This window comes from Kribbella yunnanensis (assembly GCF_039529655.1).
GTDB lineage: Bacteria > Actinomycetota > Actinomycetes > Propionibacteriales > Kribbellaceae > Kribbella > Kribbella yunnanensis.
The window spans coordinates 67565-84787 of sequence record NZ_BAAANF010000042.1; the positions used below are offsets into that span (position 1 = coordinate 67565).

General features: G+C 67.8%; 19 protein-coding genes. 9 read left to right on the forward strand and 10 right to left on the reverse strand.

The genetic code is table 11. The annotated features are described in order from the left end of the window. The first annotated feature begins 94 nt into the window (after nt 1-94). The 5 genes from ABD231_RS41785 (at nt 95) to ABD231_RS41805 (ending at nt 3762) form a co-directional block, all read left to right on the forward strand. Nucleotides 95-949 (forward strand): ABC transporter substrate-binding protein, encoded by an 855-nt coding sequence (locus ABD231_RS41785; protein WP_344165965.1) that lies wholly within the window; start codon nt 95-97, stop codon nt 947-949. Beyond that, complete coding sequence (locus tag ABD231_RS41790; protein ID WP_344165967.1) at nt 949-1701, forward strand: amino acid ABC transporter permease; 753 nt, start codon at nt 949-951, stop codon at nt 1699-1701. Before ABD231_RS41785 ends, ABD231_RS41790 begins: the two co-directional genes overlap by 1 nt. Continuing rightward, entirely contained in the window at nt 1685-2428 is a 744-nt protein-coding gene (locus ABD231_RS41795) for an amino acid ABC transporter ATP-binding protein (RefSeq protein ID WP_344165969.1), read from the forward strand. Before ABD231_RS41790 ends, ABD231_RS41795 begins: the two co-directional genes overlap by 17 nt. A gap of 40 nt (nt 2429-2468) precedes the next feature. Continuing rightward, nucleotides 2469-2924, forward strand: a complete 456-nt coding sequence (locus ABD231_RS41800; RefSeq protein WP_344165971.1) for a class I SAM-dependent methyltransferase — start codon at nt 2469-2471, stop codon at nt 2922-2924. A 112-nt stretch (nt 2925-3036) separates the two neighbouring features. Further along, on the forward strand, nt 3037-3762 hold the full coding sequence (locus ABD231_RS41805; protein ID WP_344165973.1) for a polysaccharide deacetylase family protein: 726 nt from the start codon (nt 3037-3039) through the stop codon (nt 3760-3762). On the opposite strand, the gene ABD231_RS41810 is transcribed toward ABD231_RS41805, so the two are convergent. Beyond that, a complete protein-coding gene (locus ABD231_RS41810; protein WP_344165975.1) occupies nt 3759-4550 on the reverse strand; it encodes an HAD-IIA family hydrolase in 792 nt (263 codons plus the stop codon). The two genes, ABD231_RS41805 and ABD231_RS41810, sit on opposite strands and share 4 nt — an antisense overlap. A 42-nt stretch (nt 4551-4592) precedes the next feature. Between ABD231_RS41810 and ABD231_RS41815 the strand changes: the two genes are divergently transcribed. After that, nucleotides 4593-5807: an MFS transporter gene (locus tag ABD231_RS41815; RefSeq protein WP_344165977.1), complete on the forward strand. Its 1215-nt coding sequence runs from the start codon at nt 4593-4595 to the stop codon at nt 5805-5807. On the opposite strand, the gene rpe is transcribed toward ABD231_RS41815, so the two are convergent. Beyond that, the gene (rpe, locus tag ABD231_RS41820) at nt 5775-6437 is read right to left on the reverse strand and encodes a ribulose-phosphate 3-epimerase (protein WP_344165979.1); all 663 of its coding nucleotides are present in this window, start codon (nt 6435-6437) and stop codon (nt 5775-5777) included. The genes ABD231_RS41815 and rpe overlap by 33 nt on opposite strands. 73 nt (nt 6438-6510) lie before the next feature. Here rpe and ABD231_RS41825 point away from each other — a divergent pair, with 73 nt between their 5' ends. Further along, entirely contained in the window at nt 6511-7209 is a 699-nt protein-coding gene (locus ABD231_RS41825; protein ID WP_344165981.1) for a class I SAM-dependent methyltransferase, read from the forward strand. Here the strand turns inward: ABD231_RS41825 and ABD231_RS41830 are convergent. The 6 genes from ABD231_RS41830 to ABD231_RS41855 form a co-directional block, all read right to left on the reverse strand. Continuing rightward, nucleotides 7197-7949 (reverse strand): cobalt-precorrin-6A reductase, encoded by a 753-nt coding sequence (locus tag ABD231_RS41830; protein WP_344165983.1) that lies wholly within the window; start codon nt 7947-7949, stop codon nt 7197-7199. The genes ABD231_RS41825 and ABD231_RS41830 overlap by 13 nt on opposite strands. After that, on the reverse strand, nt 7946-8686 hold the full coding sequence (gene cobM / locus ABD231_RS41835; protein ID WP_344165985.1) for a precorrin-4 C(11)-methyltransferase: 741 nt from the start codon (nt 8684-8686) through the stop codon (nt 7946-7948). Before cobM ends, ABD231_RS41830 begins: the two co-directional genes overlap by 4 nt. Next, a complete protein-coding gene (gene cbiE, locus ABD231_RS41840) occupies nt 8683-9903 on the reverse strand; it encodes a precorrin-6y C5,15-methyltransferase (decarboxylating) subunit CbiE (protein ID WP_344165987.1) in 1221 nt (406 codons plus the stop codon). Before cbiE ends, cobM begins: the two co-directional genes overlap by 4 nt. Next, a complete protein-coding gene (locus ABD231_RS41845) occupies nt 9893-10276 on the reverse strand; it encodes a TIGR03618 family F420-dependent PPOX class oxidoreductase (protein WP_344165989.1) in 384 nt (127 codons plus the stop codon). The genes cbiE and ABD231_RS41845 overlap by 11 nt, the downstream gene beginning before the upstream one ends. 86 nt (nt 10277-10362) lie before the next feature. Then, entirely contained in the window at nt 10363-11961 is a 1599-nt protein-coding gene (locus ABD231_RS41850; protein ID WP_344165991.1) for an ABC transporter permease, read from the reverse strand. Further along, complete coding sequence (locus ABD231_RS41855) at nt 11958-12857, reverse strand: ABC transporter ATP-binding protein (RefSeq protein ID WP_344165993.1); 900 nt, start codon at nt 12855-12857, stop codon at nt 11958-11960. Before ABD231_RS41855 ends, ABD231_RS41850 begins: the two co-directional genes overlap by 4 nt. A gap of 73 nt (nt 12858-12930) precedes the next feature. Between ABD231_RS41855 and ABD231_RS41860 the strand changes: the two genes are divergently transcribed. Continuing rightward, complete coding sequence (locus ABD231_RS41860) at nt 12931-13434, forward strand: GbsR/MarR family transcriptional regulator (RefSeq protein WP_344165995.1); 504 nt, start codon at nt 12931-12933, stop codon at nt 13432-13434. Nucleotides 13435-13592: 158 nt separating this feature from the next. Further along, a complete protein-coding gene (locus ABD231_RS41865; RefSeq protein ID WP_344165997.1) occupies nt 13593-14534 on the forward strand; it encodes a type IV toxin-antitoxin system AbiEi family antitoxin domain-containing protein in 942 nt (313 codons plus the stop codon). Nucleotides 14535-14600: 66 nt separating this feature from the next. On the opposite strand, the gene ABD231_RS41870 is transcribed toward ABD231_RS41865, so the two are convergent. Together ABD231_RS41870 and ABD231_RS41875 are read right to left on the reverse strand one after the other, a co-directional pair. Next, complete coding sequence (locus ABD231_RS41870) at nt 14601-16469, reverse strand: alpha/beta hydrolase (protein WP_344165999.1); 1869 nt, start codon at nt 16467-16469, stop codon at nt 14601-14603. A 101-nt stretch (nt 16470-16570) separates the two neighbouring features. After that, on the reverse strand, nt 16571-17215 hold the full coding sequence (locus ABD231_RS41875; RefSeq protein ID WP_344166001.1) for an NBR1-Ig-like domain-containing protein: 645 nt from the start codon (nt 17213-17215) through the stop codon (nt 16571-16573). Nucleotides 17216-17223 lie beyond the last annotated feature (8 nt).

Here is a 17223-nt window from a genome sequence, read left to right on the forward strand (position 1 = left end):
TCGCGATGGAATGGCGGCCCGATCGGTGGTGTTGGCTTCGGTCGAGCGGGGTGGTTCGCCCTGCGGACCAGTTGACTGTTCTAAGGAGACACCCGTGCGCGCCTTCAGCGCTCCATTCCGCCGGATCGCCGCTGCCGGAGCCGTTGTCACGCTGGCCTTGTCGATGGTTGCCTGCGGCAGCGATGACGACAAGGCCGCCGGTGGACCGGATCTCGGCCTGCTCAAGGCCGGCACGCTGCGGATCGGGACGCTCACCGACGCACCGCCGAACGTGTACGTCAAGGACGGCAAGTTCACCGGGTTCGACAACGACCTGATCACCGCGGTCGCGGCCAAGCTGAACCTGAAGCCGGAGTTCGTCGGGACCGACTTCTCCGCGCTGCTCTCGCAGGTGAACGGCGGTCAGTTCGACCTCGGCAGCTCGTCGATCACGATCACCGAGGCGCGCAAGAAGACGGTTGCCTTCAGCAATGGCTACGACTTCGGCTACCTCGGTCTGAACACCACCAAGACCTCGGGGATCACGAAGTTCGATCAGCTCGCCGGGAAGCGCGTCGTCGTTGTCCAGGGCACCGTTCAGGACGACTACGCGACGTCGAAGAACCTCGACCCGGTCCGCGTGCCGAACTACAACGCCGCGGTCGGACAGCTCAAGGCCGGTACGGCGGACGCGTGGATCTCGCCGGCCGAGATCGGCGAGAAGATGGCCAAGGAGCAGGGTGGCGGCGTGGTCATCCTGGCGGCGAAGGAGCTGAGCTCCGCACCGACGGCTTACGCGGTGGCCAAGAGCAACGACAAGCTGCGTGAGGCTGTGAACAAGGCGCTCGACGAGGTCATTGCCGACGGCACCTGGACCAAGCTCGTCGAGCAGTACTACCCCGGCCGCGCCGTACCGGAGACTTTCAAGCCGGGTAGCGGCACGGTCAAGTTCACGGCTCCCAAAGCCTGATGGACATCTGGTCCACTCTGAACGAAACCTTCCTCGACTGGGAGTCGATGAAGGCAGCCCTGCCCGAGATGCTCAAGGTAGGACTGGTCAACACCCTGATTCTGGCGGCCGCCTCGGTCGTGCTGGGCACTGTGCTCGGCATGATCGTGGCGGTCTTCGCCCTGTCCAGCAAGCGCTGGCTGCGGTGGCCGGCCAAGATCTACACCGACATCTTCCGCGGCCTGCCGGCGATCCTGACCATCCTGCTGATCGGTCAGGGCCTGTCCCCGATCACCCGGCACTGGTGGGGCCCGAACCCTTATCCGCTAGGGATTCTCGCGTTGTCGCTGATCGCGTCGGCGTACATCGGGGAGATCTTCCGCTCCGGCATCCAGAGTGTCGAGAAGGGTCAGCTGGAAGCCGCGCGGGCGCTCGGCTTCAGCTACACCAACGGCATGCGGCTGGTCGTGATCCCGCAAGGTATCCGCCGGGTGCTGCCCGCGCTGGTCAACCAGTTCATCGCACTGGTCAAGGAGTCCAGCCTGGTGTACTTCCTCGGCCTGCTCGCCAGTCAGCGCGAGCTGTTCCGGATCGGGCAGGACTCTGCGGCGACCGACGGCAACCTGTCGCCGCTGTTGCTGGCCGGCATCTTCTACCTGGTGATCACGGTCCCGCTGACTCACCTGGTGAACTACATCGACAAACGGTTGCGTGAAGGCCGGCCCGCCGACACCACGACCTTGGAGGAGCCCGCCTATGCCGACCACCGTTGAGCTCGCCGCGAGCCTGCAGGTCCGCGGGGTCGAGCTCGCGTTTGGTACGAACAAGGTGCTGCGCGGCGTCGATCTCGACGTACCAGCAGGCCGTACGGCGTGTGTGATCGGGCCGTCGGGTTCCGGCAAGTCGACGCTGTTGCGGACGATCAACCGGTTGATCGAGCCGGACGCGGGTGATGTCCTGCTCGGTGGGGAGTCCGTGCTGCCCGGCAACCCGGATGTGCTGCGGCGGCGGATCGGGATGGTGTTCCAGCACTTCAACCTGTTCCCGCACAAGAGCGTGATCGACAACATCACGCTGCCGCTGCGCAAGATCAAGAAGCTGGATCTGGAGCAGGCCCGGGTTGCGGCTTCGGAGCAGCTCGAGCTCGTTGGGCTGTCGGAGAAGGCGGAGGCTCGCCCCGGCAACCTGTCCGGCGGCCAGCAGCAGCGGGTCGCGATCGCGCGCGCACTGGCGATGAAGCCCGAGGTGATGCTCTTCGACGAGGCCACCTCGGCGCTCGACCCGGAGCTCGTCAAGGGCGTGCTCGGGCTGATGGCCGATCTGGCGCAGTCCGGGATGACCATGGTCGTCGTCACGCACGAGATGGGGTTCGCCCGCTCGGTCGCCGACCAGGTCGCGTTCATGGATCGCGGAGTCGTCGTGGAGGCCGGCGTACCGGATCAGATCTTCACCGCCGCGGAGTCGCCACGCCTGCAACAGTTTCTGTCCCAGGTGTTGTGACGATGGACCACGTCCCGCCTGAGGTCGCCCGGTCTCGCGGGTGGTCGACCTCGGTGCGGGCACGGGGTTGTCCACGCGCCTGTGGTCGTCGCACGCGGACGAGGTGGTCGGAGTCGAGCCCAGCTCGGCGATGCGGGCCGAGGCCGCCCGGCGGACGACCGCTGCGAACGTCTCGTACGTCGCAGGGGCCGGTAGCTCGACCGGGTTGCCGGATGGCTGGGCTGACCTGGTGACCGCGGCTCAGGCGCTGCAGTGGATGGATCCGGACTCGACGTACGCCGAGATCGCCCGGATCCTGCGACCGGGTGGCGTGCTGGCGGCGTACCAGTACAACACCGTGGTCACGGGCAGCTGGGAGGCGGACGCCGCCTTCCGACGGGTCCGCGAGCTGGTACGACGTCGCCGTACCGAACTGATGTTGGACGCCGAGCGGCAGCTGTGGCCGGTCACTCCGGAGGCCTTTCTGGGGTACGAGCTGGTGTACGGCGTGCGCTAGCCGTCCGATATGCGGGGTAGTTGACGGGGCAGCGGCGCGTGGCGGGTGCGTTTCGGGGCTGCGCGGGTGAGGGTGGCCGGGTGGAGTGAGGCCCACCAGCCCTGGGGGACGCATGGAGACTCGACTGACGCGGACCGGTCAGCGGTTGACCGGGCTGGCGATGCTGGTCGCCGTGAGTGCGGTGATCGGGACGATCGTGGTGGTCGCGGCCCGTCCGCACACGCAGGCGGCACCGCCTCCTGCGCCCGTGGCACCGGTGAAGACGACACCGTTGCCGACCAAGTACGTCGTACTGACGTTCGATGACGGGCCTGATCCGGCGTACACGCCGCGCGTGCTGGAGGTGCTGGCGAAGTACGACGTGAAGGCGACGTTCTTCGAGGTGGGGAAGAACGTGGCGCGGCATCCGGAGCTGACGAAGCGGATCCACGCGGCCGGGCACACGATCCAGAACCACACCTGGAACCACGCTGACCTGCGGCATCAGACTGCGGCCGGGTTCCGGAAGCAGGTGGGTGACACGGACCAGGCGATCCGGTCGGCTGCCGGGATCACGCCGACGTGCCTGCGGCCGCCGTACGGCGGGGTGAGTACGACGGTGCGGCAGCGGGCTAAGGCACTTGGCAAGGAGCTGGTGCTGTGGACGATCGACTCGCGGGACTGGTCGAAGCCGGGTCCTGCGGTGATCGAGAAGCGGGTGCTGGGTGGTGTGAAGAGCGGATCGGTGATTCTGATGCACGACGGCGGCGGGAACCGTAGTCAGACGATCGCGGCGCTGCCGGGGATCCTGGAGAAGCTCAAGGCGCAGGGGTACGGGTTCCGCACGCTCTCCTGCTAGCTCAGTGCGTCGACCAATGGGACGACGTCGGCGATCGACTCGACGATCCGGGTGGGGCGGTACGGGAAGCGGTCGACCTCGTGCTCACCGGTCGATCCGGACAGCACGAGAACACTGCGCAGCCCGGCCTCGAGACCGCTGATGATGTCTGTGTCCATCCTGTCGCCGATCATGACCGCAGTCTCGGAGTGCGCCTCGATCCGGTTCAGGGCGCTGCGCATCATCAGCGGGTTCGGCTTGCCGACGAAGTACGGCGCGACGCCGGTCGCGCGGGTGATCAGCGCTGCCACCGACCCGGTCGCCGGCAGCGGACCCTCCTGGGACGGGCCAGTCGGGTCCGGGTTGGTGGCCAGGAACCGTGCACCATCCGAAATCAGTCGGATCGCCCGGGTGATCGCCTCGAACGAATACGTCCGGGTCTCCCCCAGTACGACGTAGTCCGGCGCGCGCTCGGTCAGCACGTACCCGATCTCGTGCAGGGCGGTGGTTAACCCCGCCTCCCCGATCACGTACGCCGTGCCGCCCGGGCGCTGGTCGTCGAGGAACTGCGCCGTGGCCAAGGCGCTGGTCCAGATCGCGTCCTCGGGGATGTCGATGCCCGCGGCAAGCAATCTCGCCCGCAGGTCACGCGGGGTGAAGATCGAGTTGTTCGTCAGCACCAGGAACTTCTTGCCCGAGCGCTGCAACGTCGCGATGAACTCGGCCGCGCCGGGAATCGCGCGCTCCTCGTGCACCAGAACGCCGTCCATGTCGGTGAGCCAACTCTCGACGGGCTTGTGCTCGGTCATTGGGCCATCGTAATTGTCGGTGGCGGCAGACAGAATGCGGGCATGGAGCTTTCCGGGTATCGCGAGCTGTGGCGGACGCCTGGCGTGATGGGGTTGTTGGCCTCGTCGTTGCTGGCGCGGTTGCCCGTGCTCGCGACCATGGTGCCGGTCGCATTTCTGGCCAAGGACCTGAGCGGATCGTTCCGCTGGTCCGGGGTGGTCGCGGCCGCGTACTCGATCGGGATGGCGATCGCCGGGCCTTTGTGGGCGCGTACGGCGGACCGGCGTGGCGCGCGCGGAGTGCTGCTGGTGACCGGTGCGTCGTGGAGCGTGGTGCTGTTCGTACTGGCCGCGCTTCCCGATGGGCTTTACCGCGTGATGCCTGCCTTGACGTTCCTGGCCGGCGGGCTCGTTCCGCCGGTGATGCAGACCTTGCGGGCTGCCTGGCCGCGAGTGGTTCAGGGGCCGGCGCTACGGACGGCGTACTCGATGGATGCGACGGCTCAGGAGTTGCTGTTCATCGTCGGCCCGATGCTCGGGGCAACGGCTGTGAGCGTGGCCAGCCCGCGGCTCGGCGTGCTGCTGGCCGCGTTGATGTCGGCGCTCTTCATCTGGTGGTATGCGCTCCGACAACCCAAGCCGCTCCCCCGCGACGCGGACGGTCCACCGCCACTGACGGCACGTCAGCTGATCCTGCATCGCCATCGCCTGCCATTGCTCGTGTCCTTCGGGCTCTGGATCATGGCGTTCAGCGGGATCTCGCTCGGGATCGTCGCGTTCGCGGACGAGCACGGTCAACGGCTGATCGCCGGGATCATGGAGGCCGTCTGGGCTTTCGGCAGTCTGGTCGGCGGTGCGGTGGCAGGTGCGCTGCCGGGCCGACGTACGTCGTACTTGTGGCGCAGAGCTGTCCTGGTCACGGCTGGGATGCTGCTGTGCGTGTTCGCGACCTCGTCACCGGTGGCGTTGGGCGTTGCACTGGCTGTGTCCGGCGTGACGCTGGCACCTGCGATCGGAGCGCTGTACGAGCGCCTTGGTGCACTGACACCGGACACCGTGCGGACCGAGGTGTTCGGCTGGATGGGCAGCGCAGCGATGGGCGGTGCCGCGATCGGGTCGGCCGTCGCTGGCGCGGTCGTGGAGAGCTTCGGCGTGCGCTACGTCTGGCTGGTCGCCACCGGGCTCGCCGCGCTGTCGTCGATGCTGCTGCTCAGGATCCCGCCGGAGCAGCCGGCTGCGGACGTGTCAGCCGGCGGCCTGCTCGGCGAGGGCACGTAGGTTCTCGACCATCGCGTTCGGGTCATCCGCGGCGTACACGGCCGAACCGGCCACGAACACGTCGGCACCTGCCTCCGCACACCGCTCGATCGTCTCGGCCGAAACCCCGCCGTCGATCTCGATCCACAGGTCGAGGCCGTGCTTGACCAGCAACTCTTTGGTGCGGCGGATCTTCGGTACGCACACGTCCAGGAACTTCTGCCCACCGAACCCGGGCTCCACCGTCATGATCAGGATCATGTCCAGCTCGGCGAGCAGGTCCTCGTACGGCTCGATCGGCGTGGCCGGCTTCAGCGCCATCGCCGCCCGTGCGCCCTTGGCCCGGATCTCCCGCGCCGTCCGGATCGGCGCCCGGCACGCCTCGACATGGAAGGTGACACTGGACGCGCCCGCCTCGACGTACCCCGGCGCCCATCGGTCCGGATCCTCGATCATCAGGTGCAGATCCAGCGGCGTGTCCGTCGCCTTGGCCAGCGACTCCACCACCGGCATCCCCAGGGTCAGGTTCGGCACGAAGTGGTTGTCCATCACATCGACATGCAACCAGTCCGCATTCGAGACCGCCTTGGCCTCCTCCGCAAGCCTGGAGAAGTCGGCCGCGAGGATACTCGGTGCGATCTGAATGCCCATGCGCTCAATCTATCCAGCCATCTGCTGATAGCCGAACCAGGAACGCCGTTCGCCCAGCGGCCGTTGAGCGAACATGGTCAACCTCACAAGCGCCTACGAAGAGCTCGCCGATGTCTATCACGCAGGCGTCGGCGCCGATCTGGACGATCCCACCTTCGACGCGCTGGTCGGTGATCTGCAGGGTCAGCGCGTGGCCGCGGTCGCCTGCGGCCAGGGCCGTGACGCCCGCCGGATGTCCGACCTCGGCGCTTCCGTGGTCGGCATCGATGCCTCGGTGTCACTCCTGGCGCACGCCCGCAGACTCGAGGAGGAGTCGCCCCGCGGGATCGAGTACCTCCACGACGACGCACAGGAACTCGACCGAGTCCCGGACGCCTCGTTCGACGCGGCGGTCTGCCACATGGCCCTGATGGACATCCCGGAGCTCGAGCCAACCGTGCGGTCGATCGCGCGGATTCTCAAGCCTGGCGGGTGGTTCGCCGCGTCGATCATCCATCCCTGCTACAAGACACCTGCCGACGGTGAGCTGATCGACCATGTCGACGGCTCGACGCGACGCATCGTCGGCCGCTACTTCGACGAGGGCCCCTTCAACAGCGTCACGCGGCTGGAGATCCTGCCGCGGGTTACCTACCACCGGATGCTGTCGACCTACGTCAACACGTTGACGGCCGCCGGACTACCCGTCGTCGAGATGGTGGAACCAGTCGGCGAACGCCCGGTCTGGCAGGCGGTGCCCGGTCTGCTCTACTTCCGCTGTCAGAAGGCTTGAACCCAGCTGACCGCGGCCTCCACTGTCTCGACCACAGGCACGCCGAGTGGTGCAGCGGGGCGGCGGATCAGCACCACGGGGAGCTGCAGTTCACGGGCCGCGGTGAGCTTCGCCTCGGTCTGCGGACCGCCGCTGTCCTTGGTGACCAGTACGTCGATCCGGTGCTCGCGGAGCAGGTCGAGTTCGGCGGCGACGTCGTACGGGCCGCGGTCGAGCAGGAGGGTGCACCAGGTCGGCCGCGGCTCGGGCGGGTCCACGCAGCGCGCGAGCGTCCACAGGCCGGTGTCGGCGAAGGCATCCAGCCCTTGCCGTCCGATCGTGAGAAATACTCGCTCATCCGCGCCGGATGGTTGGTGGAGCACGGAACCCGCGCGCAGCAGCGTCGCCGCGTCCGCCGCGGTGTCAGCCCAGTGCCAGTCGTCTCCCGGCCCCGCCGTCCAGCCAGGCCTCCTGAGGATCAGCAGTGGTACGCCGACCTCCCGCGTCGCCTGTAGTGCATGCTCGGTCATCGTCGCGGCGAACGGATGCGTCGCGTCGATCACCGCATCGACCCGGTTCTCCCGAAGCCAACGGGTCAGACCGTCCACCCCGCCGAAGCCGCCAACGCGGACTGCGCCGTCCGGCAACCGTAGGTCCTTAGTGCGGCCGGCGAGCGACGAGGTGACGGCGACACCTTCGGCTGTTAGCAGTGTTGCCAGCTCACGGGCTTCGCCGGTACCGCCGAGCAGCAGGACCTTCATCGCTCACGCGTCGTCGAGTACAGGTGGCTGTCCCGGAACTCCGTTGCCGCCAGCACCTTCCCCACCACGATGACCGCCGTACGGCGAATGCCCGCAGCCTGCACCTGCTGCGCAATGTCGGCCAGCGTCCCCCGCAGCACCTCTTCGTCCTCCCGCGACGCCTTGGCGACCACTGCGACCGGACAGTCCGCGCCATAGTGCGGCAGAAGCTCGTCAACCACACGATCGATCTGCTGCACGGCCAGGTGCAGCACCATGGTCGCGCCACTCGCGCCGAGCGTGGCGAGGTCCTCACCTGCCGGCATAGCCGAGGCACGACCGCCAATGCGGGTCAGGATCACTGTCTGGCCGACCTCCGGCACGGTCAGCTCCCGGTTGAGCGTCGCAGCGGCCGCGGCATACGCCGGTACGCCGGGTGTGACGTCGTACGGGATGCCAAGCGCGTCAAGCCGACGCATCTGCTCAGCCATCGCGCTGAACACCGACGGGTCCCCGGAATGCAGCCGGGCCACGTCGAGACCAGCGGTATGCGCGGCTGACAGTTCCGCGACGATCTGGTCCAGATCGAGGTTCGCAGTGTCCACCTTGCGCGCTCCGACCGGGCAGTGGTCGAGGAGCTCAACCGGTACCAGCGCGCCGGCGTACAGGCAGACCGGCGATGCAGCGATCAGGTCCCGCCCGCGAACCGTGATCAGATCCGCAGCGCCCGGCCCGGCACCGATGAAGTGCACCGTCACTTGACCACGCTCCAAATCGTCACCGGCATCGCAGGACGCCACCCGGTCATCCCACCGACCTTGGAAGCCCGCTGCACCTCGAGCCGCACCAGGTCACCGCCAAGCTCCTTGTACCACTGGGCAATCAGCACCTCGGTCTCCAGCGTCACGCCGTTCACCACCAACCGCCCACCCGGCCGCAACGCCGCCCAACAAGCCTCAATCATCCCCGGCGCGGTAGCTCCCCCACCCACAAACACCGCATCCGGCCCATCCGCCCCACCGGCCGCTCCGCCGCCCCCGAGCCCACCCGCCTCGCTCAGCATGCCGGGGGCCGCGCCGTGCACCACGGTCACGTTCGCCCCGAGCGCGGCAACGTTCCGCTCAATACGCCGTACCCGCTCCTCGTCGCGCTCGAACGCGATCGCACGGCAGGTCGGGTGATGGCGCGACCACTCGATCGCGATGCTGCCCGCTCCCCCACCCACATCCCACAGCAACTGCCCCGGCACCGGCTCGAGCCGCGACAGCGTCACCGCCCGCACCTCACGCTTCGTCAGCTGCCCATCACTCTCGTACGCCGCATCCGGCAACCCAGGAGCCGTCGACAACACCGGTCCGTCCGCACAGCGCACCGCGACCACGTTGAGCGGGTCCACCTCACCAGTCCACGCAGCAGCCGTCGTACTGGTGACCCGCTCACCCGGTCCGCCCAACTGCTCGAGCACAGTGAACTCACTCGCCCCATAGCCCCGAGCCACCAGCAGCGCAGCCACCTCACCCGGAGTCTGCGACCCCCAGCTCAGCACCACCAACCGCCGCCCCGGCTGCACCTGCGGATGCACCCGCTCGGTCGGATGGCCCACCAGGCTGACCACCTGCACCTGCTCCTGCGCCCACCCCAACCGCGCACACGCCAGCGAAACACTCGACGGATGCGGAATCACCCGCACAGCACTTGCCCCCAGCAACCGAACGAGCGTCGTACCGATCCCGTGAAACGTCGGATCCCCACTGGCCAGCACACAAACCCGCCGCCCCCGGTACTCCGCCAGCAACCCCGGCAACGCCTCCGACAACGGCGACGGCCAAGCCCGCCGCTCCGCCGTACCCTCCGGAACCAGCCCAAGCTGCCGCGGACTCCCCATCAGCACCTCGGCCTTGGTGATCACCTCCTGAGCAGCCGTCGACAACCCGTCCCACCCATCGGCCCCGACCCCGACCACCTCAACCACCATTACCAAGCACCTTCGTCACAGTGATCTCGATAACCACCCGCTGCGGATTCACCCGCGGCTCCTTGTACCGCCGCGCATACCGCCGCTCCGCATCCCGCACCCGCTCCGGCTCGTCCACCACCACAGCACGCCCCTCCAACGTGCTCCACCGCCGCCCATCCACCTGCGTCACCGCCACCGCAGCACTCCCCAACCGCCGAATCACCCGAGCCTTGTACGACGACCCGGAGCAGATCACCCGAGCCACCCCCGCCTCAGCGTCCACCGTCACCCCCACCGGCGTCGCATGCACAGACCCGTCCCCCCGCACCGTGCTCAGCACCCCCAGATGCCGCTCACTCCAAAACTCCACCAACCGCTCAGTCCACAACACCCAGCGATCGTAAACAGCCCGCCCCGCCCGGCAGATGGCCGGGCGGGGCGGGCGGGGCGCTGGACCCCTCAGCCAGCGCGGTCTGGTTAGCCGATGTCTCGGCGGCGGAAGGTGGATTGGGCGGTTAGGAGGAGGGCTGCGGCTATGGCTGTTAGGGCTAGGACGGGGGTGGTGGTGAAGGTGCCGCCGGGGAGGCGGGGGGTGTGGCCGTAGGGGCTTAGGTTGATGAGGGATTGGGGGAGGTTGAAGACGGCGCCGAACTGGCCTAGGAGGAGGAAGAGGCCGTAGAGGGCCCAGGCGGCGGTGATGAGTTTGGGGGCGATGCCGAAGAGGGCTACTACCAGGGCTGTGACCAGCCAGATGGCTGGGAGTTGGACGGCGGCTGCGGCGAGCATGCGGGGGACCTGGTGGCCTACGTTGCCTAGGGAGGCGCCGCTGGAGAGGCCGGAGCCTAGGCCGGCTATGAGGATGAGGGCTGCGGTGCCTGCTAGGGCCATCAGGACGTGGCTGGCCAGCCAGCGGGTGCGGGTTACGCCGGTGGCTAGGAGGGGTTCGGCTCTTAGGGCTGTTTCTTCGGAGCGGAGGCGGAGGGCGGCTTGGATGCCGTAGGCGGAGGCCAGGAGGCCGACCATGCCCATTTCGGTGGAGAGGAAGGCGTCGGTGATGGCTTGGACGCCGCCTAGTTTCTGGACCATTTCGCGGGCGCTGGGGCTGCTGACGAAGCCGTCGACGTTGCTGGCGATGTTGCCGACCAGGAGGCCTAGGAGGAGGAAGGCGAAACCCCAGCCGTACAAGGAGCCTCGGTGCAGTCGCCAGGCCAGTGCTAGCGGTGAGCGCAGCGATGGGGCCGCTACGGCTGGGCCTGGGCGTGGGCGGACCAGGCCGGCACCGACGTCGCGTCGGCGGATCAGGGCTAGCGCACCGGCGACCAGGAGGGCCAGGAAGACCAGTGGGAGGAGTACGACGACGTAGCGGTCCCCGGCGTACGCGCGGATCTGCTGGGACCAGCCGATCGGGGACAGCCAGGAGACCCACTCGGATTTGCCGTCGGCCGACGAGTCGCCGATTGCGCGGAGGACGTAGGAGACGCCTAGGGCGATGGCGGTGAAGCCGTTGGCGGTTCGGGCGCCTTCGCTCAGTTGGGCGACCAGGGCGCCGACACCGGCGAAGGACAAGCCTGCTGATGCCCACACGAGTCCGAAGGCGAATGAGCCGGCTGCTGGCAGGCCGACGCCGATTAGGGCCAGTGCGGTCAGGAAGCCCAGCAGCACGACGGTTCCGGCGGATACGAGCAGTGCCGCGGTCAGAGCGGCGTACCGGCCGAGGACTCCGGCGCTGAGCAGTTCCAGGCGACCGGACTCCTCTTCTGAGCGCGTGTGTCGGACTACGAGGATGGATGCGAGCAGCGCGACCAGGACGGCGCCGAATGCGGTCAGCTTGAACAGCGAGATCTCCCCGAGCGAGGTCTCGTCGAAGATGCGACCGTAGAGCGACACGAGAGCAGGGGACGCGTTCGACGTCCTGGCTGCCTCGATGCGGGACTGGGGGTCGGTGTAGAGGTCCATGGTGGCTTGGGCCGAGCCGGCGGCCATTGCGACGAACACCACGATCCAGGTTGGGATCAGGACGCGATCTCGCCGCAGGGCGAGCCGGACCAGAGTCCCTGTGCCTACGAAGTCCTTCATGAGACGGCCACCGGCTCTTCCTCGTAGTGGCGCAGGAACAGCTCTTCCAGGGTCGGCGGCTGCGCGACCAGGCTCTTGATACCGCTGGCGGCGAGTTGCCGCATCACTCCGTCGAGCAGAGCGGTGTCGACCTCGCAGTGCACTCGGTTGCCTTCGACATCAAGCGAGTGCACGCCAGGCAGCGACGCCAGGCCGTTGGGGGACGACGCCAGTTCCGCCTGGATCGACGTACGGGTCAGGTGACGCAGGTCGGCCAGGGTGCCGGTTTCGACCACCTTGCCACGGCGGATGATGCTGATCCGGTCACACAGCGCCTCGACCTCAGACAGGATGTGGCTGGACAGCAGGACGGTCCGGTCGCGCTGCCGCTCCTCCTCGATGCACTGCCGGAACACCTCCTCCATCAGCGGGTCCAGTCCGGACGTCGGCTCATCCAGGATGAGCAGTTCGACGTCGGATGCGAGTGCCGCGACCAGTGCGACCTTCTGACGGTTGCCCTTGGAGTAGGTGCGGCCCTTCTTGGTCGGGTCCAGGTCGAAGCGGCGCAGCAGGTCGTCGCGCTTCTTCGGGTCCAGTCCGCCGCGCAGCCGGCTCAGCAGGTCGATCACCTCGCCGCCGGTCAGGTTCGGCCAGAGGTTGACGTCACCAGGGACGTAGGCCAGCCGGCGGTGCAGCTGGGCCGCGTCGTGCCACGGATCACCGCCGAGCAGCGACACGTCGCCCTCGTCCCCGCGCAGCAGTCCGAGCAGGACCCGGATGGTGGTGGACTTCCCGGCGCCGTTCGGGCCCAGGAATCCGTGCACCTCGCCGGTGGCGACCTCAAGGTCGAGACCGTCGAGAGCGTGTGTCGCGCCGTACGACTTGTGTAGTCCGGAGACCACGATGGCTGATGTCATGTTTCACAAGGTACACTTCTTTCAGAAGTTTGTGAATCTTCCGAATCGGATGACGAGAAGGGATGATGGGCCGGTGAGCGCACAACGAGACGAAGAGGCCGTCCGCCGGTACGCCGAACAGTTCGGCAACCTGCTCGCCGACACCGGCTGGCCGCGGATGGCCGGCCGGGTGTTCGCCGCCATCCTGACGAGCGTGGACGGCCGCCTGACCTCGGCCGAGCTCTCCGAGCAACTGCAGGCCAGCCCGGCCGCCGTCTCCGGCGCGGTCAACTACCTGCTTCAACTGCAGCTGGCCAGCCGCGAGCGCGAGCCCGGCAGCCGCCGCGACGTGTATGTCATCCAGGGCGACTCCTGGTACCAGACGATGATGACCGAGAACCAGGCCCTCACCCGCTGGTCGACATCGCTGCGCCAAGTCCTCGACGCGTCCGGCGAGGGCACGCCAGCCCACCACCGCGTCCGCATCACCCTCGCGTTCTTCGAGTTCCTCACCGACGAGGTCAAAGGCCTCTCCGACCGCTGGGTCCTCCGCCGCGCAGAACTCGACGCGGAGCTCGCCGCCGAGCGCGATTCCTGACCCGCGCCACCACTGGTGGCGGGGGACAGGAAGTGGTGGCCGGAGACCTGTTGCAAAGGGTCTCCGGCCGTCAGCGCCTGTCTCTGGAGTTATCCACATATCGCCAGGAAGCATCAGCGGCGGGGCTGAGGACGGGCATGTTGATAAGCATGAACAAGATGCTCAGGAGGATATGTACGGCGCGGGGCGGGTGGTTCTCCCGGCAAGATGCGATGGCGGCGGGGTATAGCCCGAGTGAGCTGCAGTTGCGGGTTCGGCAAGGGCGATGGCTGCGACTGTCACGCGACGTGTACGTCGAGGCTGCGGATTGGCCGTCCGACGAGATTCCGTGGGATCGGGCCCGACGGAGGCACCTGGTGGAGATCCGCGCGGTGGTGGCGCGGTTGGGCCCGGACGTCGTCGTTAGCCACCAGTCGGCTGCGGTGCTGCACGGGTTGCCGCTGTGGGGGCTCGATCTGTCCAGGGTCCACGTCACCCGGCCCTCGCGGCGAACACGGTCCGAACGCACCGTCGTGGTTCATCGCTCGGCGCTCGACGACGGAGAGACCACGCTGACCGACGGCATCCGGGTTACGACGGTCTCCCGGTCGGTGGCCGAGACGGCGGCCGCCTCGTCGTACGAAATCGGTGTGGTCCTTGCCGATGCGGCGTTGCACCAGGGCCTGGTCTCCACCGACGAACTCGTGACGACCGCGGATCGGTTTCCGCAGTGGGCAGGTTCGCCGGCCGCCCGCGCCGCCGCCCGGTTCGCAGACGCGCTCAGCGAATCGGTCGGCGAGTCGCGGACGCGCGTGCTGATCGCGAACGCAGGGATGCCGAAGCCGAGGCTCCAGGTGGTAATCCGGGAGCGAAACGGCGTCTTCGTCGCCCGAGTGGACATCCTTGTCGGCGAGGAGTTGGTCGTCGAGTTCGACGGTGAGCACAAGTACGGCGGAAGTGCCGACGCCGTACTCGCGGAGAAGTGGCGCGAGGACCGTATTCGCGCTCGCGGCTACCGGGTCGCACGGGTCGGCTGGTCCGATCTGGATCAGCCGACCCGCACTGCGAACCGCCTCTGGTCTGCCCTCAATGACGGCCGGAGACAGGTAACGGGCGCCTGAGCCCCGTTACCACAGGTCTCAGGCCGCCAATTCTAGTCTCCGGCCACATCTTGCGGCCGGGGACAACTACCGGAGAGCGCCGGCGGCGATGGTGTCCAGGGCTTGCTGGAGGAGGGGGTTTACCTTCTGCGAGCCGGACTTGGAGCGCGGGAGGTGGATGGCGTTGCCGTTGACTGGGCCGTTGACCGGGTAGACCGACAGCTCGGCCGGGAGCGGCGTCGTACCGCAGACCTTGTCGCGGGCGGGCAGTTCGCCGGTGAAGACGAACGTGTCGCCGATGGCTTCGGCGCAGGCGGACGCGGAACCGACGTACTGGCCGTGCTGGCCCTCATCGTCGATGGCGACGAAGCGGGTGGCCTTCGACGTGTCCTGATGGGTGCGGGCGGCACCCTCGTACGACGTCGCCGGGTCGAGCTCGCCCTGGACCATCAGGAGCCGCGGTGAGCCCTTGAGGTCCAGCTTGCGGTCCTGCGGCTTGTACTTCCAGAACGCGCACATCGGTACGCCGTTCATGTAGCCGAAGAAGCTGTACTTCCGCGCCATCCGGTCGGCCTCGTTCAGATAGAACTTCGGATCGGTGTTCCAGGCAGTGTCGTTGCAGCGGACCGTCGTACCGATGGCACCGAGGTTGACCACGGCGTCACTGGACGGCGACTTCACTGCAGCCTCCCGGGCATCCGCCAGAATCGAGCGAGCCGAGTCGGCGCTGACAGCAGCGGCCGCCGCGGCCGATGCGGGCGCAGTCACGCCGTACCGGGCGCGGATGGCAGCGATGGTATCGAAGGCCTGCAGTTCGGGCGCGAGCCGGGCCCACGCCTTGTCCACGTGCCGCAGCTCGACCTTGCCGGAAGCCGACGGGTCCTTGGTGTACTCGTCGTGGACCAGGATGTCGGCAGTGCCACGGATGAAGCGGACGTTGCCGTAGATGACGCTGTAGATCTTGCCGTCCAGGTCGTCACCCCGCACCTCGGACGTCCCGGCCTTGACCAGCTTGACCAGGTCCGCGCGGATCCGGTCGTACGACGCGGTGACCTGCCGGGGCGTGGATCCGAGGCCCTGGATCTGGTCGGCGTGCCGGGCGATCCACGGGAACAGCTGGGTGTCGCGGCGGCGCTGGCCGGAGAACGGGTCGAAATTCACGTTGTCCCACTGGGTGTGGGTCCAGTCCATGTTCGAGTCGATCACGAACCGGCCGACGCGGTGCGGGTAGGTGTCGGCGTACCAGCCACCGAGCCAGGTGCCGTAGCTGTAGCCGATGAAGTTCAGCTGGCGAGCCTTGAACAGCGCGCGCAGGAAGTCCATGTCATACACGGTCTGCTGGCTGCTGACGAACTGACCGAACTCGGTTGCTGCACAGGCCTCGGCCTGCAACGCCGCCTCGGCCACCTCTACCTGGTGGGTGAGCTTGGTGCGCTCCTTGTAGTCCGGAGTCGTCGGCAACGCCGCCAGCTTCTCGGGCGTGGTCAGGCACTGCAACGGCGTACTGGCGCCGAACCCACGCGGGTCGAAGCCGAGCTGGTCGAAGTCGGTGAACAGCTGGGTCTTCTCAGCAGCCAGTGCGGCCGACAGGCTGAGGCCCGCGCCACCCGGTCCGCCGGGATTCGTGGTCATCAGACCCTTCGACGTACCAGTGGCCTTGCTGTAGGCAATGGCGACCTGTACGTCGGGATGCGCGTCCGGGTGTGCCCAGTCCATCGGCACATTCACCTTGGCGCAGTTCGTGGTCGGCGCCTGCGGGTACAAACGCTTGACGGCGGCATCGAATGAGCAGACCGACCAGGTGATCGGCTGGTCCAGGTACCGCTGCGGGATGGACGGCACCGGCGGGTCCACCGGACCCCTGGCCGGGCGTGCCGCCGTGGCCGAGCTGACGGCCAGCTGTGGCACGAAAAGCGCCACTGCCAAGGCCATTGCGATCTTGCGAGGTTTCAGCACTGCGCTACTCCTGTAGTCCGGGCGGGGGTTGCAGGAAAGCAGCAACGTATGCCGGACCCAGGTGTGATGGCCAGGTACTAAAGCCAGTACAAGGGCATTCCCTAGAGCTCGTAGACCGTGAAGATGGTGCAGTACATCGGCGGTGACTCCAGACCGGGGTAGTACAACCGCCCGGCATCGTCAGTGATTTTGAAGTACGCCGTGGACGCACCGACCTGAGACGGTGCCTGCAACTGCATCGTCACGATCACCACCTCCCCCGGCTCCGCATCCGGTACGCGCTCACGCGCCGGCGACCGCAGCCAGCCCGGTGCGCCCGGAGCGCCCTGCCGGGTCAGCCACCGGTCGCGCCATGGCCGCTCACCGCTGTTCCGGATCTGCCAGGTCTTCTCGAACGTCTCGTCCCGGAGCACCTGGGTCCCGTCCGGCACGGTCTCCCCCGCCAGCTCCGCCCGGTCCTCCGCATGGTGGTCAGCCGGCACGGACCCGCCCAGTGACACCGGCTGAATCTGCCTGCGCATGTCTCGCAGGGACATGTCCCGCCCAGCCCGTACGGCGGCGTCCAGCTCCATCAGCTGGTTGACGAGCGCCTGGCCCGCGCCGAACGAGGCGTCGTACCACTCGATCAACTCGCGACTGGGTTTGGTGTGCCCACGCTCCACCCGGGACAGGTGGCCCTTGTCCCAGCCGGACATCACCGCGGCACGCGTCAACGGCACACCGGCAGCCTCTCGGAGCTCCCGCATCCGGCAAC

Bases quoted from the DNA above. Each gene is read 5' to 3' on its own strand.
- ABD231_RS41825 (WP_344165981.1), top strand. From the start codon at position 6,511: ATGGTCAACCTCACAAGCGCCTACGAAGAGCTCGCCGATGTCTATCAC.
- ABD231_RS41810 (WP_344165975.1), bottom strand. From the start codon at position 4,550: ATGACCGAGCACAAGCCCGTCGAGAGTTGGCTCACCGACATGGACGGC.
- ABD231_RS41795 (WP_344165969.1), top strand. From the start codon at position 1,685: ATGCCGACCACCGTTGAGCTCGCCGCGAGCCTGCAGGTCCGCGGGGTC.
- ABD231_RS41815 (WP_344165977.1), top strand. From the start codon at position 4,593: ATGGAGCTTTCCGGGTATCGCGAGCTGTGGCGGACGCCTGGCGTGATG.
- ABD231_RS41805 (WP_344165973.1), top strand. From the start codon at position 3,037: ATGGAGACTCGACTGACGCGGACCGGTCAGCGGTTGACCGGGCTGGCG.
- ABD231_RS41875 (WP_344166001.1), bottom strand. From the start codon at position 17,215: ATGCGGGAGCTCCGAGAGGCTGCCGGTGTGCCGTTGACGCGTGCCGCG.
- cbiE (WP_344165987.1), bottom strand. From the start codon at position 9,903: ATGGTGGTTGAGGTGGTCGGGGTCGGGGCCGATGGGTGGGACGGGTTG.
- ABD231_RS41790 (WP_344165967.1), top strand. From the start codon at position 949: ATGGACATCTGGTCCACTCTGAACGAAACCTTCCTCGACTGGGAGTCG.
- ABD231_RS41850 (WP_344165991.1), bottom strand. From the start codon at position 11,961: ATGAAGGACTTCGTAGGCACAGGGACTCTGGTCCGGCTCGCCCTGCGG.
- ABD231_RS41830 (WP_344165983.1), bottom strand. From the start codon at position 7,949: ATGAAGGTCCTGCTGCTCGGCGGTACCGGCGAAGCCCGTGAGCTGGCA.
- ABD231_RS41855 (WP_344165993.1), bottom strand. From the start codon at position 12,857: ATGACATCAGCCATCGTGGTCTCCGGACTACACAAGTCGTACGGCGCG.
- rpe (WP_344165979.1), bottom strand. From the start codon at position 6,437: ATGGGCATTCAGATCGCACCGAGTATCCTCGCGGCCGACTTCTCCAGG.
- ABD231_RS41865 (WP_344165997.1), top strand. From the start codon at position 13,593: ATGCTCAGGAGGATATGTACGGCGCGGGGCGGGTGGTTCTCCCGGCAA.